The organism is Trichococcus pasteurii, assembly GCF_900112935.1.
GTDB classification, from domain to species: Bacteria; Bacillota; Bacilli; order Lactobacillales; family Aerococcaceae; genus Trichococcus; species Trichococcus pasteurii.
Genome location: NZ_FONM01000015.1, coordinates 1 through 12,297 on the forward strand (window position 1 = coordinate 1; position 12,297 = coordinate 12,297).

At 48.9% G+C, this 12,297-nt stretch carries 13 protein-coding genes and 1 tRNA gene; 8 read left to right on the top strand and 6 right to left on the bottom strand.

What is annotated here, in order from left to right; genetic code table 11:
• Positions 1-6 precede the first annotated feature (6 nt).
• Positions 7-90: transfer RNA gene (locus BM184_RS11560), tRNA-Leu, on the top strand.
• A 293-nt stretch (positions 91-383) separates the two neighbouring features.
• On the opposite strand, the gene BM184_RS11565 is transcribed toward BM184_RS11560, so the two are convergent.
• Entirely contained in the window at positions 384-1,361 is a 978-nt protein-coding gene (locus tag BM184_RS11565) for an aldo/keto reductase (RefSeq protein WP_086943742.1), read from the bottom strand.
• A 184-nt stretch (positions 1,362-1,545) separates the two neighbouring features.
• On the opposite strand from BM184_RS11565, the gene BM184_RS11570 reads away from it, so the two are divergent.
• The 4 genes from BM184_RS11570 to BM184_RS11585 all read left to right on the top strand — a co-directional run bounded on the left by BM184_RS11570 (position 1,546) and on the right by BM184_RS11585 (position 3,987).
• A complete protein-coding gene (locus BM184_RS11570; RefSeq protein WP_086943743.1) occupies positions 1,546-2,304 on the top strand; it encodes a carboxymuconolactone decarboxylase family protein in 759 nt (252 codons plus the stop codon).
• A gap of 17 nt (positions 2,305-2,321) precedes the next feature.
• Positions 2,322-2,678: a MerR family transcriptional regulator gene (locus tag BM184_RS11575; RefSeq protein WP_086943744.1), complete on the top strand. Its 357-nt coding sequence runs from the start codon at positions 2,322-2,324 to the stop codon at positions 2,676-2,678.
• Between the two features lie 312 nt (positions 2,679-2,990).
• Positions 2,991-3,443, top strand: coding sequence for a MarR family winged helix-turn-helix transcriptional regulator (locus BM184_RS11580; protein WP_086943745.1), 453 nt, complete (start codon positions 2,991-2,993; stop codon positions 3,441-3,443).
• Positions 3,444-3,468: 25 nt separating this feature from the next.
• Positions 3,469-3,987 (top strand): GNAT family N-acetyltransferase, encoded by a 519-nt coding sequence (locus BM184_RS11585; protein WP_086943746.1) that lies wholly within the window; start codon positions 3,469-3,471, stop codon positions 3,985-3,987.
• Positions 3,988-4,184: 197 nt separating this feature from the next.
• Here BM184_RS11585 and BM184_RS11590 read toward each other — a convergent pair whose 3' ends face one another.
• On the bottom strand, positions 4,185-5,075 hold the full coding sequence (locus BM184_RS11590; protein WP_086943747.1) for a MurR/RpiR family transcriptional regulator: 891 nt from the start codon (positions 5,073-5,075) through the stop codon (positions 4,185-4,187).
• A 229-nt stretch (positions 5,076-5,304) separates the two neighbouring features.
• Between BM184_RS11590 and BM184_RS11595 the strand changes: the two genes are divergently transcribed.
• From BM184_RS11595 to BM184_RS11605, 3 genes are all read left to right on the top strand, one after another.
• Complete coding sequence (locus BM184_RS11595; RefSeq protein WP_086943748.1) at positions 5,305-5,544, top strand: SemiSWEET transporter; 240 nt, start codon at positions 5,305-5,307, stop codon at positions 5,542-5,544.
• 14 nt (positions 5,545-5,558) lie between these two features.
• Positions 5,559-6,995, top strand: a complete 1,437-nt coding sequence (locus BM184_RS11600; protein WP_086943749.1) for a 6-phospho-beta-glucosidase — start codon at positions 5,559-5,561, stop codon at positions 6,993-6,995.
• A gap of 544 nt (positions 6,996-7,539) precedes the next feature.
• Positions 7,540-7,956, top strand: a complete 417-nt coding sequence (locus BM184_RS11605) for a methylglyoxal synthase (RefSeq protein WP_068562318.1) — start codon at positions 7,540-7,542, stop codon at positions 7,954-7,956.
• Positions 7,957-8,247: 291 nt separating this feature from the next.
• Here BM184_RS11605 and BM184_RS11610 read toward each other — a convergent pair whose 3' ends face one another.
• The 4 genes from BM184_RS11610 to BM184_RS11625 all read right to left on the bottom strand — a co-directional run bounded on the left by BM184_RS11610 (position 8,248) and on the right by BM184_RS11625 (position 12,291).
• Positions 8,248-9,435: an amidohydrolase gene (locus BM184_RS11610; RefSeq protein ID WP_086943750.1), complete on the bottom strand. Its 1,188-nt coding sequence runs from the start codon at positions 9,433-9,435 to the stop codon at positions 8,248-8,250.
• 82 nt (positions 9,436-9,517) lie between these two features.
• Positions 9,518-10,375 carry a MetQ/NlpA family ABC transporter substrate-binding protein gene (locus BM184_RS11615; RefSeq protein WP_086943751.1) on the bottom strand — a complete coding sequence of 286 codons (858 nt, stop codon included), beginning with the start codon at positions 10,373-10,375 and terminating at the stop codon, positions 9,518-9,520.
• A 118-nt stretch (positions 10,376-10,493) separates the two neighbouring features.
• Complete coding sequence (locus BM184_RS11620; RefSeq protein WP_086943752.1) at positions 10,494-11,357, bottom strand: MetQ/NlpA family ABC transporter substrate-binding protein; 864 nt, start codon at positions 11,355-11,357, stop codon at positions 10,494-10,496.
• Positions 11,358-11,436: 79 nt separating this feature from the next.
• Positions 11,437-12,291, bottom strand: coding sequence for a MetQ/NlpA family ABC transporter substrate-binding protein (locus BM184_RS11625; RefSeq protein WP_086943753.1), 855 nt, complete (start codon positions 12,289-12,291; stop codon positions 11,437-11,439).
• Positions 12,292-12,297 lie beyond the last annotated feature (6 nt).

A 12,297-nucleotide genomic window follows, 5' to 3' on the forward strand; every position in this document is an offset into this window, starting at 1 on the left:
TATCATGCCGGCGTGGCGGAATTGGCAGACGCGCTGGACTCAAAATCCAGTGCCCGCGAGGGCGTGCCGGTTCGACCCCGGCCGCCGGTATCACACAAAAACAAGCCCAGAGAGATGGTTTCCATCCTTCTGGGCTTGTTTTTTTGGCGTTGCTGATGTGCGGCAAGGTTGCTCTGCACCACTGGACATCTGAACTCCGATGAAGCTAGGGTTCGCCGAAGTTCAGATGTCGCTTACTCCACTCAGTTCCGGAGAGCGCCCATTAACCGGAACTGAGTGTCCGGATTGTTTCCGTACCTCCGGCGAATCACTCCTCATCGGAGGTGAGGGGGCTCCCCCGCCTAAGCTATCTTGAGCCATCCATCCGCAGACTCTCATCGTTCCTATCTGTACCCCGTGATATTCCTTGGAACGTAGGCTTCTTCGAGATATTTGATCTCTTCGGCACTCAATGCGACCTCGAATGCGCCTAGGGCATCATCCAGATATTTCACTTTTGTCGCTCCTATCAGTGGGGCGGTGACGTAATCTTTGCTCAGCATCCAGGCAGTCGCGACTTGTCCGCGGGTGATGCCGCGTTCGTCGGCCAATTTATGGACCCGTGAAATGATTTCATTGTCGGATGCCACAATGTATGCAGGCAGATTTGCCTCCACGGCTTGGCTGGCACGGGCTGTGACGGCGCCGATATCCCTCGTCAATCTTCCTCCCGCCAACGGGCTCCAAGGCGTCATCGCCACTTTTTGGTCCTGCAGTAAAGGGATCATTTCGCGTTCTTCTTCCCGGTAGAGAAGATTGTACAGGTTCTGCATGGAAATAAATTTCGTCCAGCCGTTCTTCTCGGCGATGAATTGGGCTTTGGCAAATTGCCAAGCATGCATGGAAGAGGCTCCGATATAACGCACTTTCCCCATTTTCACCAAATCGTGCAGTGCTTCCATCGTCTCTTCGATAGGTGTGCCGTAATCCCAGCGGTGGATGATGTACAAATCCAGATAATCGGTCTGCAATCTTTTTAAAGAGTGATCGATTTCCGAAAAGATGCTTTTGCGGGACAAGCCTTTCGCATTCGGTCCGTCGAACATCGGGAAATATAATTTGGAAGCCAAGACGATTTCATCGCGGTTGGCGAAATCCTTCAAAGCCTTGCCTACGATCTCTTCGCTGGATCCAGCTGAGTACAAGTTTGCAGTATCGAAGAAATTGATTCCGGAGTCCAAAGCTTTTTTGATGACTTCGCGGCTTTCCGCTTCACCTATCGACCATTTTTCCCGACCGCGTTCCGTTTCCCCGAAGCCCATGCAACCCAGACAGAGTTTTGAGACTTCCATACCGGTATTCCCTAATTTTACATATTCCATGATAGCGCCTCCAAATGTTTTATTTTTATTATAACCCTAGTGTAAGTGTTGGAGTAAACTCCAAGACAAGTGTTTTATGCCGAATAAAAAAATATTATTCAATAGCTGCTGTAACGGTTGACTTGGAGTCCACTTCAGGATTTAAACTGGGGGTAACAAAAATATGAAATAGGAGGAATGGAAGATGAAAATGAGCGAAACTGCCAAAAAGAACCATGATGAACTGTTTCCCGGGCACGTGTCGATATTGGCTGAAAAGGATCCGGAATTTATTGAAGTTTTTGATAATTTCGCGTTTGATGAAGTGCTGCAATGCACCAGTTTGGATGTGAAGGAAAGGCAGAAAGTGCTGTTGGCTGCTTTGATCGCCATGCAATGCGTGAACGAGTTCAAAGCGATGGCGAAGGGTTCTTTGAATGTAGCCGTCACGCCGATAGAGCTGAAGGAGATCGTCTATCAGGCCGTCCCTTATGCCGGCTTGGGGAAAGTGTTCGATTTCCTGCATGCGGCAAATGAAGTGTTGGAGGAAAGAGGGATTACGCTGCCGTTGGAGGGCCAATCCACAACGACTGTCGAAAACCGTTTTGAGAAGGGATTGGAAATTGTCCGCGAAGCTGCGGGGAACACTGTGGATAAAATGTTGGACACGATGCCGCAGAACCAGAAGCATTTTGCCACTTTTTTGGCGGATAACTGTTTTGGCGATTTCTTTACGCGCAGCGGGTTATCGATCCAGGAACGGGAACTGCTGATCTTTACCATGCTGGCTTCGATGGGCGGGGCTGAGCCGCAAATGAAGGGGCATATCCGCAACAACCTCCGCGTTGGCAATGACAAGCAAAAGTTGTTGGATACGATCACAGTATTGTTGCCGTTCATCGGGTATCCGCGGACGTTAACGGCGCTGAATTGCCTGAATGAAGTCGCTCCGGAAGAAAGCTGAAAGCGCAGGGGATAAAGATGAAAATCGCTCAAGTCAGCAAAGAGAAGAATATTTCGCTTGATGGTTTGCGTTATTATGAAAGGATCGGGCTGATTCCTCCCGTGAAACGGATCAAAGGCGGCATCCGGGAGTATTCGGATGAAGATCTGAAGTGGCTGGATTTCATGATGGAGGTGCGATCTGCGGGGGTGTCGATCGAACCGTTGATCGATTATGTGCGTCTGTGTGGCGGAGGCTTCCATACCGTTCCGGCCAGGCGGGATCTGTGGGTCGACGAGTGCGACCTGCTGGAAGAGAGGATCCTCGGACTGCAGGAAACCTTGGCGCAAATGAAAAGCAAAGTAGATCATTATGATGGGATGTTGAAAGAGTAGGGTTGGGACTTTTGTTCCAGCTCTTTTTTTTGTGCCAGTTTCATCCGAGGCACCATGTTATCCGCTGGGCCAGCGAGCATTGTCGGATAAACTGGAAGAATCCGACAAACAGAGAGCAAATATGATCATAATTGTCGGATGCATTGGAATATCCGACAAGTTGAGAGAGAACGTGCCGCGCATTGTCGGATAACTTGGGAATATCCGACATCTGGAGCGCGACCTCTCTATTTCTTTAGGTCTTTTTATTGCAAATGCAACAAAAAACTGTTATGATTAATCTAAATTTCCTGAAGAAGGCAGGTGAGTTGTATGGCGGAAATTCTCCGCGAAATCGGCATGATAGCCAGGGCTTTGGATTCGATCGCGAACATCGAGTTCAAGGAATACGACCTGACGAGAGGGCAGTACTTGTATCTCATCCGGATCTGCGAAAATCCGGGCATCATCCAGGAAAAGTTGGCGGAAATGATCAAAGTTGACCGCACGACGGCTTCGCGCGCCATCAAAAAACTGGAAGCGAACGGGTTCATCGAGAAGAGAGCCGATGCCGCTAACAGAAAAATCAAACGGATCTTCCCGACGGAAAAAGGCAAAGCGATCTCCCCGAACATCAGCAGGGAAAATGAGCACTCGGAACGGGTGGCGCTGCAGGGATTATCGGAAGAGGAAGCGACGGTTCTCAGCGGACTGCTCCAAACGGTCCGAAAAAACGTCGAAGGCGACTGGGAATACGTGAAAAAAGGTAACAAACGAAACTACTGAAGCAAAGATAAGGAGTGCATCATATATGGCAATCACACTGAAAAAATGCGGAAGCGAAGATTTGGCGGATCTTCAAGCAATCGGCATCGAAACGTTCACGGACACTTTCGCGGCCCACAACACGCCGGAAGACCTGCAGGCTTACCTGGATAAGGCCTATGATCCGGAAAAGCTGAAGGAGGAGCTTTCGACTGCAGGTTCGACCTTCTATTTTCTGTATGACGGAGAGGAACTTGCGGGCTATATGAAGTTCAATGTCGATGCAGCCTTGACGGAAGAGATGGGTGCCGATTCATTGGAAGTGGAGCGGATCTATATCCGACCGGCCTTCAAGCGCAGAGGGCTCGGGAAATATCTGATCGATAAAGCGATTGAAATCGCCCGCGCGCAGGGCAAGCAACTGATTTGGCTGGGCGTCTGGGAACACAATGTGAATGCCATCGCTTTTTATGAAAAAATGGGCTTCGTCCGTACCGGCTCGCATTCGTTCTTTATGGGCGAAGATGAACAGACCGATTTCATCATGACGAAGAAGCTGGGCTGACCAGCACACAAAAAAACATCGCCGGGTTGGGGCGATGGTTTTTTGCGCGTGCACTTTACATGGGAGGAGTAAAGAAGTGAAAAAGAGTAAAAAGATTGTTTAATTGGCTTGTCTTTATAATAGGCCCCACGTGTGAAAAAAGCGTGAAGAAAATCTAACTTATTTTTGCTGTTTTTACGGACACAATTGATATTTTATCATCTAGAAGCGTGGTCCTCTTCCTTGATGATATCCACCGTTGAGGATCGGCCAGCTTCGATCATCTTGGAAGTGCTGATCCGCAGCTGCAGGTTGGCATCGTAATCGAGCGCGAAGATGCAGGAATAGAGCACATCCAGCAGGTACACGATGGCGCTGTCGGTGGAGAAGGTAGCGATTTTTGAATAGAGCTTCTCCCTTGTGGAAATCCTGAGGACGCAATCCGCCATCCGCGCCGTCGTGTTGTCCCCGATGTTGGTGATGGCGATGATGGGGATCTTGTTCGCTTTCAAATATTGGATCGTTTCGTTCAATATCGAAGTTTCCCCGGAATAGGAAACGATGATCGCGCAGGAGGACGGATCCGCCAGGTGCGCCTTGAAGATCGTTTCGCCCTGCAATGAACAGATTTCGACCCGTTTTTTGATCCGCGACATGTTGTGTTGGAATTCCTGTGTGATCAACAGGTTGTTGCTGACTGCAAAAAGACTGGTATAGGAAGACTTCCGGATGATCTGGACGGCATTCTGAAGGTCGTCATGGGTGATCAGCGACAAGGTATCATCGATGGATTCCTTTTCCAAGGCAGCAATTTTACTTGCAATCGACATGATGGTATCATTACGTTGAAAAGGCAGATTGGCGTTTATTTCACTGAAATGTTTCTGCAAATATTCTTCTTTCAAGAAGGCCACCTTCAAATCGCTCCAACCGCTGAAGTTCATCTTATGGGCAATCCTTACCAATGTGGAAGGGGATGTATATGTTGCTTCGGCAATCTCTTTGGTGGTCATTTCCTGGATGGCCGCTTTTTTCTCCAATATGTAGGTCACTATCTTTTGTTCGCTGTTCGAGAAATCAAAATTCTCCAGCCGTTCTCTGATGAGCATCCGCATCCCCCTAACGTGTTTCTTCTGAACCTCACTATTATCCTATCATATTTGCGAATGTTATTTGATAATCCGGAGCAAAAAAATGGGAAATTTGTAAACGTTGTTACGGAGTATCCGGAAATTATTGATTATGTTTTTCTATCCATTATAATTCGAGTTGTAAAAGAATGTTACCGCCTCGTTGGTCATTTTAGTCGCACATCCATATCGGTAGGGGGAATAAAAAATGATAGGATTCATCGCAGCCATTTTGACTACATTGTCCTTCGTTCCGCAAGCGTGGCAGATCATCAAAACAAAGGACACTTCCGGCATTTCGTTGGGTATGTACTCCATGTTTGTGGTCGGTGTGTTTTTATGGTTGATCCACGGATGGAATATCCAGGATTATGCCATCATTGCAGCGAACGGCATCACCTTTGTACTGGCATCCATTATCTTGGCTTATAAAATCAAATATAAATAAGAGGAGAGATCATTATGGCATTGGATAAAGACTTTTTATGGGGCGGCGCCTTGGCAGCCCATCAGTTTGAAGGAGGGGTTCTGAACACTTCCAAAGGCTTGAGCGTGGCGGACGTCATGACAGCCGGAGCACATGGTGTTCCCCGCGTCATCACGGATGGTGTAGTCGAAGGCAATTATTACCCGAACCACGTCGGCATTGACTTCTATGGCCGCTACAAAGAGGATATCGCTTTGTTCGCCGAGATGGGCTTCAAATGTTTCCGCACGTCGATCGCCTGGTCGCGCATTTTCCCGAACGGGGATGAAGCGGAACCGAATGAAGAAGGGCTGCAGTTCTACGATGATGTTTTCGATGAATTGTTGAAATACGGGATCGAACCGGTCATCACACTTTCCCACTTTGAGATGCCATACCACTTGGCTAAGGAATACGGCGGTTTCATGAACCGCAAGACGATCGATTTCTTCGTCAATTTCGCGGAGGTCTGCTTCAAGCGCTACAAAGACAAAGTGAAATATTGGATGACCTTCAATGAAATCAACAACCAAATGAACTACAAGAACGACATCTTCGGCTGGACCAACTCAGGTGCGCATTTCGGCGACTATCCGAATCCGGAAGAAGCGATGTACCAATGCGGACACTATGAATTGGTCGCTAGCGCATTGGCAGTCAAAATCGGCAAAGAGATCAACCCGGATTTCCAGATCGGGAACATGATCGCGATGGTGCCAATCTATCCGTATTCCTGCCGTCCGGCGGATATGGTGTTGTCGAACCAGATGATGCACGACCGCTGGTTCTTCTGCGATGTGCAATGCCGCGGCCACTATCCGGCCTACGCTCTGAAGATGTTTGAACGCAAAGGCTTCAACCTGGACATCACCGAAGCAGACAAAAAAGCTTTGGCGGAAGGCACAGTCGACTACATCGGCTTCTCTTACTACATGAGCAATTGCGTCGATTCGACCGTAAATAAAGATGTATCGAAAGCTTTGGACGGTTCCAGTGCACACTCCGTGAAGAATCCGTTCATCAAGGAGTCCGACTGGGGCTGGGCAATCGATCCGGAAGGGTTGCGTTACGCCTTGAACCAGTTCTATGAGCGCTATGAAAAACCATTGTTCATCGTCGAAAATGGTTTTGGCGCCATCGATGTCAAGGAAGAGGATGGCAGCTGTCATGACCCTTACCGCGTTGACTACCTGAGATCGCATATCGAAGAGATGAAAAAAGCTGTCGAAGAGGACGGCGTCGATCTGATGGGCTACACGCCATGGGGCTGCATCGACTGCGTATCCTTCACGACCGGCGAAATGAAGAAACGCTACGGCTTCATCTATGTCGACCGCGACAACGAAGGCAACGGAACACTGGAGAGAAGCAAGAAGGACTCCTTCGACTGGTACAAGCAGGTCATTGCTTCCAACGGGGAAGAATTAGCTTAAATTTTATGCATGAAAAAGCTCAGCGGGATCGCGCGATATCCCGCTGAGCTTTTTTGCTGTTCGGTAATGTGGTCTGCTTGTAAGGATCCTTCATAGGGCTCGCCAACTCCGGCCAAGCGAGGGATCACCGGAGATGGATGGAGGACTAAACCGACTAACTACGGTGAGGCGGCCTTCATCGTAAATCGAAGCTAGATCGCTACATCAGCTCCGGTGGACCAACCGCTCACCGGAGTTGAGGCGCCCTGGATGCCAATTATCATTCATATACACATCCCGCCTACGCATAATGAACAAAAAAACCACCGCTCATAAGAGCAGTGGCATAAAGGAGTTGTTCTTTACTTTGGAGGAGTAAAGAAGAGTAAAAAGATTGTTGTGATTGGCCTATCTGTATAATAGTCCTGAATTGTGAAGAAAATATGAAGAAATCCTACTTTATTTTGGTTGTTTTAGCAATAAAAAGAAAAATATTGCGACCGGTTCGACCATAAAACACATGAAATGATATACTGTTCTTATAAAATGGTAGGGAGGAAATCAGATGAAAGTAGCATTAATTGCGCATGACCGTAAAAAAGATTTGATGATCCAGTTATGTACCGCCTATAAAGCAATTCTGCAAGAACACGAATTGTTCGCGACAGGAACGACCGGAACCCGTATCATGGAAGCAACCGGTCTGGATGTGCACCGCTTCAAGTCAGGTCCACTCGGCGGGGATCAGCAGATCGGAGCCATGATTTCGCAAAACGAGATGGATGTGGTCATCTTTCTGAGGGATCCGTTGGCCGCTATGCCTCATGAACCGGATGTAACCGCTTTGATCCGTCTGAGCGATGTTTATGAAATCCCGTTGGCCACCAATATCGGCACAGCCGAAGTGCTGCTCCGCGGACTGGATGCCGGTTTCGTCGATTGGCGCGAATTCTACAACGCGGAAGGCACGATTCAGTTCTGACAAGATTTTCCGAAATATATAAAAATGCGTCGCTCTTTTGGGAAGTCCCAAGGAACGGCGCATTTTTTTTGACATATAGGAATTTATAAAATTTTCCAGAGTGAAAAGTGCATCACCGTAGGTGTTTCACAAGTTTGCAAAATGTTTCATGCACCTAAAATGATGTCCAGCTTCACGGGTTAGCCCTTCGGAAATTAGATAAATCTGTCCTATTGCGCTCTTCGATGCTCAGTCGGACAGATTTCCTAAATTTCTTTCAGGGCTGAACGAACCCGTTCAGCTTTTCTTGCATTAGAAAGGCTCTTTCAAGTATGACAGTGCATAAGAAATATGCAGTTCCGTCGCGATTGCCAAACCTTTTTCATCGATGTCGAATTTCTCGTGATGATGTCCGTAGGCTGTCTCTTCGCTGCTTTGCGTGCCGATGAAGCAGTAGACTCCGGGTGCGACCGCCAAGTAATCGGCGAAATCGTCGGCGCCCATGCTTTTCGGGCTGTCGGTGATGACGTTCTCGATGCCGACGATGTCCGAGGCGACTCTGATGGCATGGTTGGCTGCCTGGATGTCGTTGATCAGCGGTGCCGCGGCATCGTAGTTGGAGAATTCGATGGTTGTGCGGTGCGCATCCGAAACGTTCTTGGCGATCCTTTCCACGGCATCCAGAACTTGTGCGCGTACTTCATGACTGAAGGTACGCACGGTCCCTTCGATTTCGGCTTCGTTGGCGATGATGTTGTAGTTCGTTCCGGCACGCAACACTCCTATGCCGACAACGACTTCGTCGGTAGGACGGACTTCCCTGGCAACGATGGTCTGCAGTTCCGTAACGATGGCGGCTGCGCTGACCAAAGCGTCGCGCCCCAGATCCGGACGCGAGACGTGTCCGCTCTTACCGAAAACTTTGATCTTGAAGATATCGCAAGACGCATTGGAAGGTCCCGGTGTCGCGACGATTTTGCCGACTTGCGTGCCGGATTGCAGATGGATGCCGAACACATGGTCGATGCCGTCGATATAGCCGCCACGCACGAATTGGCGCGCCCCGGCGCCGATTTCTTCTGCTGGTTGGAAGGCGAACTGGATCGTCCCGGCAAATTCATCCTGATGTTCCTTCAGTATTTTCAGCGCGCCCAACAAGGAAGCGGTATGCCCGTCGTGGCCACAAGCATGGTTGAAACCGGGATTGACGGAAGCGTAGGGTTTACCGGTCTCATCCGGCAAAGGCAACGCATCGATATCGGCACGCAGCAGAATGGTCTTGCCTGATCCTTTTCCGCCCTCCAAGGTGGCCAAGATGCCGGTCTCCCCGACATTTATGTAAGGCACGCCGATTTCTTCGACCTCTTCCTTGATGCGTTGGATCGTTTCGAATTCCTTCAGGCTCGGCTCCGGATGACGGTGGAAATGGCGGCGCAGGGCGATGATGTAGTCGTAGATATCGGTAACTTCTTGGTGGATCTGTTGTTGGTTGATTGTCATGGATGATTCCTCCTTGAATCTTTATAGGAAAGGGGCTTTGGGCAAATGGCCCAAGCCCCTAGTGATGGTTTGATTATCTATATTATTTTGCTTCGTCCCAAACCGGGAACTGCGAGCCTTTTGAAGATTCTTCGATGACTTTGGCCGTTCCTTCGGATTGATAGTAAGCTACGATCGTTTGGAAGACTTCGTTGTCGACATCTTCGGAGAGTGCCGCAATGACGTTGTAATAAGGTTTTGAGTCTTCCGTAACCGGTTCAAGGAAGACGGCATCTTCACTCGGGATGAAGCCGGCATCCACGGCCATGCCGCTGTTGATGACAGAAGCGGTCACGTCCTGCAAAGCGCGGGCAGTCTGATTGGATTCAAGTGTCTGGAACTGCAGGTTCAATCTGTTTTCGACGACATCTTCGGTTGTCGGGACCAAACCGGCCGCAGTGTCAAGCTTGATCAGGCCAGCTGTCTGCAGCAGGATCAAAGCGCGTCCTTCGTTGGAGACATCGTTCGGGATGGCGATCGTGTCGCCATCCTTCAGTTCGTTGATGCTTGTGATTTTTTCGGAATAAAGTCCTAAGGGAGCCATTACTGTATAGCCGATGGTCGTCAATTCCGTTCCATGATCTCTGTTGTAGTTGTCCATGAAGATCTCTGTCTGGAACGAACTCAGGTCGATTTCACCTTCGGCCAAAGCATTGTTAGGAGTCGTGTAATCGGTGAATTTGACTAGTTCGACTTCGATGTTCTCTTTTTCTTTCAGCTCTTCGATGACGTAATCCCAGGGCTCGTTGACTTCGCCGACGACGCCCAGCGTTACTTTGACGGGCTCAGTCACGTCCGCAGTGGAGGAGTCGCTGGCGGAATCGGAGGCTGCGTTGCCGCAAGCGGCAAGGAAAAGGCTGGCTGAAAGGGTCAAGGTTGCTAAAAATGTCTTATTTTTCATCAATAAAGGGCTCCTTTGTATATAAAGATAGCATCAAGAGCGGCGCGAAAGAAACGCACCGGCTTGATGCTACTCGTAAATTTAGTATGGTTTCAGGCTGAAGAAGAAAGGGGTTCGCTTAGTCCCAAGCAGGGATATCTGTGTTAGCAGTTGTTTCTGCGATCAAAGCTTTTGTTTCTTCTGTTTGGTATGCCGCTACAACTTTTTTGTAGACTTCATTGTCAACGTCCTCTGCACGGGCAGCTACAACGTTTTTGTAGATGTCCAAGACTTCCTGGATGTTGTCTGTATCCAGGTAAAGGGCATCTTCAGTCGGTACAAGTCCAGCATCGACGGCAAAGTTGGTGTTGATTACTGCAGCGCCTGCATCTTCAAGCGAACGCGGCAATTGAGCGGCATCCAATTCTTCGATGTTCAGGTTCTTAGGATTTTCGATGATGTCGTTTACGGTTGGTGTTGTGCCGGTTGCGTTGTCCAAAGTGATCAAATCAATGGCTTGCAACAGCAGCAAAGCGCGTCCGCCGTTGGTTACGTCATTCGGGATAGCAATCGTGTCGCCGTCTTGAATTTCGCTGTAATCTGCATATTTGTCAGAGTAGATCCCCAGTGGAGACACAAAAGTGAATCCGATTGGTGTCAAGTCTGCGTCGTTGTTTGCGTTGTAGTTTTCCAGGAAGGCTACGTGCTGGAAGGCGTTCAAGTCGAGCTCGCCGTTATCCAACGCGATGTTCGGTTGGTTGTAGTCAGTGAATTTGACGATTTCAAGATCGATGTTCTCGTCTTCCAGACGCTCTGCGACGGCTTCCCAGATTTCGACTGCGGATTCGCTGACCAGACCGATTTTGACTGTAGTTGGTTCTGCTGCAACTGTGCTGCTTGACTCTGAAGCGGATGAATCAGCGGTTGTTCCGCCGTTTCCGCATGCTGCCAGGAATAATGAAGCTGTAAGGACTAGGCCACCAAATAATTTACTCTTTTTCATAATGTAATTCCTCCGATTGTTTTTTTTTATTTTTACATCACGTCTGCAAACGTGATTTTTGTAAACAAGTGAATGGGTCTTACTGTTCCCAAGCGGGTACGTCATTGCCTTCTGTTACATCGTCCAGAAGTGCTGCTGTTTCGGATGTTTGGTATTCCGCAACGACTTGCTTGTAGGTTTCGTTGTCGACATCTTCAGAACGTGCAGCTACGATGTTTTTGTAGACGTCCGCAACGCTTGCGATGTTGTCAGTATCCAAGAAGAGCGCGTCTTCTTTAGGATTCAGGCCGGAATCGGTAGCGTAGTTTGTGTTGATGATCGCTGCGTCCACATCCGGAAGGGAACGGGGAATTTGGGAAGCATCCAATTCTTCAAAGCTGATGTTTTTAGGATTTTCAGTGATGTCGCTGACTGTCGGTGTTGTTCCTTTCGCTTCGTCGACTTTGATCAGGCCGATTGCTTGCAACAGCAAGAGTGCGCGTCCGCCGTTGGTCACGTCGTTAGGGATGGCGATTTTCGCTCCATCAGCGATGTCAGCATAGTCCGTCACTGTTTCGGAATACAAGCCAAGTGGAGAAACATAAGTGAAACCGATCGGAGTCAGATCTGACTCGTTGTTGGCATTGAAATCTTCAAGATAAGCCACGTGCTGGAAGGCATTCAGGTCGATATCGCCATTTTCCAAGGCGACGTTAGGTTGCACGTAGTCGCTGAACTGGACGATTTCCAATTCGATACCTTTAGCTTCCAAACGGCTGGCTACATCTTCCCAGACTTCAACTTCGACTTCGCTGACTACGCCGACCTTCACTGCTTCAGCTTCTGAAGCGGCCGTGTCTGCTGCTGAGTCCGTGTTCGAGTCGCTGCTTCCGCAAGCTGCTAAAAATAGGGTAAGTGCTGCAACACCTGAGAATAATACGTTTTTCTTTTTCATGATTGA

Excerpts from the sequence above, each read along its gene's own strand:
- BM184_RS11565 (WP_086943742.1), bottom strand. The coding sequence starts at position 1,361 with ATGGAATATGTAAAATTAGGGAATACCGGTATGGAAGTCTCAAAACTC.
- BM184_RS11570 (WP_086943743.1), top strand. The coding sequence starts at position 1,546 with ATGAAAATGAGCGAAACTGCCAAAAAGAACCATGATGAACTGTTTCCC.
- BM184_RS11575 (WP_086943744.1), top strand. The coding sequence starts at position 2,322 with ATGAAAATCGCTCAAGTCAGCAAAGAGAAGAATATTTCGCTTGATGGT.
- BM184_RS11580 (WP_086943745.1), top strand. The coding sequence starts at position 2,991 with ATGGCGGAAATTCTCCGCGAAATCGGCATGATAGCCAGGGCTTTGGAT.
- BM184_RS11585 (WP_086943746.1), top strand. The coding sequence starts at position 3,469 with ATGGCAATCACACTGAAAAAATGCGGAAGCGAAGATTTGGCGGATCTT.
- BM184_RS11590 (WP_086943747.1), bottom strand. The coding sequence starts at position 5,075 with ATGCTCATCAGAGAACGGCTGGAGAATTTTGATTTCTCGAACAGCGAA.
- BM184_RS11595 (WP_086943748.1), top strand. The coding sequence starts at position 5,305 with ATGATAGGATTCATCGCAGCCATTTTGACTACATTGTCCTTCGTTCCG.
- BM184_RS11600 (WP_086943749.1), top strand. The coding sequence starts at position 5,559 with ATGGCATTGGATAAAGACTTTTTATGGGGCGGCGCCTTGGCAGCCCAT.
- BM184_RS11605 (WP_068562318.1), top strand. The coding sequence starts at position 7,540 with ATGAAAGTAGCATTAATTGCGCATGACCGTAAAAAAGATTTGATGATC.
- BM184_RS11610 (WP_086943750.1), bottom strand. The coding sequence starts at position 9,435 with ATGACAATCAACCAACAACAGATCCACCAAGAAGTTACCGATATCTAC.
- BM184_RS11615 (WP_086943751.1), bottom strand. The coding sequence starts at position 10,375 with ATGAAAAATAAGACATTTTTAGCAACCTTGACCCTTTCAGCCAGCCTT.
- BM184_RS11620 (WP_086943752.1), bottom strand. The coding sequence starts at position 11,357 with ATGAAAAAGAGTAAATTATTTGGTGGCCTAGTCCTTACAGCTTCATTA.
- BM184_RS11625 (WP_086943753.1), bottom strand. The coding sequence starts at position 12,291 with ATGAAAAAGAAAAACGTATTATTCTCAGGTGTTGCAGCACTTACCCTA.